The sequence below is a fragment of the Halorubrum sp. SS7 genome, from assembly GCF_005435055.1.
Lineage (GTDB): Archaea > Halobacteriota > Halobacteria > Halobacteriales > Haloferacaceae > Halorubrum > Halorubrum salinarum.
In genome coordinates this window covers 1-217 of sequence record NZ_SGXV01000746.1, presented here as the reverse complement: position 1 = coordinate 217, position 217 = coordinate 1, and the positions used below count along the sequence as shown (strand labels likewise).

The window sequence follows — 217 nt, the reverse complement described above, 5'->3', positions numbered from 1 at the left end:
GGAGTCGGTCTCCACGTGGCGGCGCTCTAAGTTGGGGATGACCCCCTCGAACCGCTCCGTCTTCTCGCGGGTGCCGTTCTTCGTCGTCCACTCGAAGTGGACCATGTCGTCGGTGCCGTAGAGGAACTGCCGCCGGATCGACTCGTCGAGCTCCTCGAACGGCGCGTCGAGGTCGACGCCGAAGTGCTCCGCGACGTTGTCGAGCTGGCGCGAGTAG

General features: G+C 65.9%; 1 protein-coding gene. It reads right to left on the bottom strand.

The features are described from left to right. Positions 1-217: hypothetical protein (locus EXE44_RS19795; protein WP_137718149.1), on the bottom strand; the 217-nt coding region annotated here is incomplete at both ends.